Below are 2,318 nucleotides of genomic sequence, written 5' to 3' on the forward strand. Positions count from 1 at the left end.
GAAGTCAGAACTGGGTACTTCCGAAGAAATTATTGCTATAAAATCACAGGCTCGAGCCAAACTTGGGAAACTAGGTATCGATCACGCTACCATCGAGATCGAAACTTCCGATGAAGATTGCGGATTTAAAAACTGTTAATTATTCATTACTCTACAGGAGGTGCAGGTGCAGTTGGTGGTGCTGGAGGATTCTCTGGATCGAAAGTATAGATATCATATATCTCAAAATCAACCTTTAAATCTTTTCCTGCCAATGGATGATTATAATCTACGATTATAAAATCATCGTAAATCTCTTTGATTTTTCCCATCATGGCTTGCCCTTCTTTATTTGCTGCTTGCAGCATCCCTCCTTCTTCTAACTCCATCTCAACCGGAATATCCGAAAGTTGAACAATCGATTCGTTCGATTTATTCCATTCGCCAAAAGCTTCCAATTTTGGTATATTCTCTTGAACAACTCGATCTCCTATATTCTTACCTAATATTAATTTTTCTAATCCAGGCATTATCATTCCTTTACCGAGCACCATATCGATAGGTGTATCAAACTTCTCGACGAGTTCTCCTGAATCATCGAATAATGTGAATTTTAATTTGACCACATCTTCAATTGTAACTGCTCTCATAATCGGAATTATTTAAATTTCTTAAAAGATAAAAATGTTACTCCATTGTCACAACCAAATCGTCGGTATTTACCATTGTACCTTCTTTTAATACAAGTGATTTAATTACACCGTCTTTAAAAGCAGCAATGGTGCTTTCCATCTTCATGGCCTCAATTACAAATAATGGATCGTTCTTTTTCACCTTCTCTCCTTTCTTAACCAAGATTTTGGTTAACAAACCTTGAAGTGGCGAAGCAACATGCTGATCATTTTCCACATCCGCTTTTGCGTGTTCCTCTTTCGTAATATTCAACGATTTATCAAGAATCTCAATGTTTCTCGTTTGACCATTAATCTTAAAGAAGACTGTTCGAATTCCTTCTTCATCAGCTGGACCAACAGATAAAAGCTTCACGATTATCTTCTTTCCTTTCGCAATTTCTATTATAGTCTCCTCATTAGGCTCCATGCCGAAGAAGAAGTTCTTAGTAGGAATACAAGAGATATCACCATATAATAAATGCTGATCGTAAGCTTCTCTATATACTTTCGGATATAATTTAAATGATAGGAAGTCGGTAATCTTAAGTTCTCTATCGAATTTCGGTTGAAACTCTTTTACGAAATCTTCAAATTCAACATCAAAATCAATTGGTTCCAATTTAGAATTTGGTCGAGTCGTGTACGGCTTTTCATCTCTAATAATAATCTTTTGCAATTTCTTAGGGAATCCTCCAGTTGGTTGCCCAAGATCACCTCTAAAGAATTCAATAACAGATTCAGGGAAAGATAAAGTTTCTCCTCTCTCAAATACATCCTCAGCTGTAAGGTTGTTAGCCGTCATAAAGATTGCCATATCTCCTACTACTTTAGAACTAGGGGTAACTTTAACAACATCTCCAAACATTTGATTTACCTCAGCATAAGCTTCTTTTACTCGATCGAATTTATCGCTCAATCCAAGTGCGATAGACTGTGGTCTTAAGTTTGAATATTGTCCACCAGGAATCTCATGATTGAATACTTCAGCAGTACTTGCTTTTAAGCCCGATTCGAATGGATAATAGTATTCTCTAATACTTTCCCAATAGTTCGAATGCTGATTCAATGAATCCGTATCGAACTCTCTATGTCTCTTATGACCTTTCGTCATTTCAACAATAGAGTTAAAGTTAGGTTGAGAAGTTAGTCCAGATAAACCACCTAAAGCAACATCTACAATATCAACACCTGCTTCAATTGCCTTCAAATAAGTTGCAGGCTGTAAAGAAGAAGTATCGTGTGTGTGTAAGTGAATTGGAATATCCACAGTAGATTTCAATCCTTTTATTAATTCCGTAGCAGCATATGGTTTTAACAAACCTGCCATGTCTTTAATACATAAGAAATGTGATCCAGCATTCTCTAATTGCTTGGCTAGCGTTAAATAGTATTCCAAGTTGTATTTACTCTTCTTGCCATCTAAGATATCACCGGTGTAGCACAATGTACCTTCTGCAATTCCTTTTGTTTTTGTTCTGACGAAGTTGATGCAAGGCTCCATATTCTCCATCCAGTTCAATGAATCAAACACACGGAAAACATCTACTCCTTTATTCCAAGACTCTTCTACAAATCTTTCCACTAGGTTATCAGGATAAGCAGAATAGCCGACTCCATTAGATCCTCTAATTAACATTTGAAGAAGAACGTTTGGCATTCTTTCTC

At 36.4% G+C, this 2,318-nt stretch carries 3 protein-coding genes; 1 reads left to right on the forward strand and 2 read right to left on the reverse strand.

The genetic code is table 11. The annotated features are described in order from the left end of the window. Nucleotides 1–139 (forward strand): cation transporter (locus tag HRT72_03480; protein ID NQY66768.1); only part of this gene is annotated, 139 nt, incomplete at its 5' end. A gap of 7 nt (nucleotides 140–146) precedes the next feature. Here HRT72_03480 and HRT72_03485 read toward each other — a convergent pair. Both HRT72_03485 and HRT72_03490 read right to left on the reverse strand, forming a co-directional pair. Continuing rightward, on the reverse strand, nucleotides 147–629 hold the full coding sequence (locus HRT72_03485) for an FKBP-type peptidyl-prolyl cis-trans isomerase (GenBank protein ID NQY66769.1): 483 nt from the start codon (nucleotides 627–629) through the stop codon (nucleotides 147–149). A gap of 37 nt (nucleotides 630–666) precedes the next feature. Continuing rightward, a partial coding sequence (locus HRT72_03490; protein ID NQY66770.1) for a pyruvate carboxylase occupies nucleotides 667–2,318 on the reverse strand: 1,652 nt, incomplete at its 5' end.

It is taken from the genome of Flavobacteriales bacterium (assembly GCA_013214975.1).
GTDB lineage: Bacteria > Bacteroidota > Bacteroidia > DT-38 > DT-38 > DT-38.

Excerpts from the sequence above, each read along its gene's own strand:
- HRT72_03485 (NQY66769.1), bottom strand. The coding sequence starts at position 629 with ATGAGAGCAGTTACAATTGAAGATGTGGTCAAATTAAAATTCACATTA.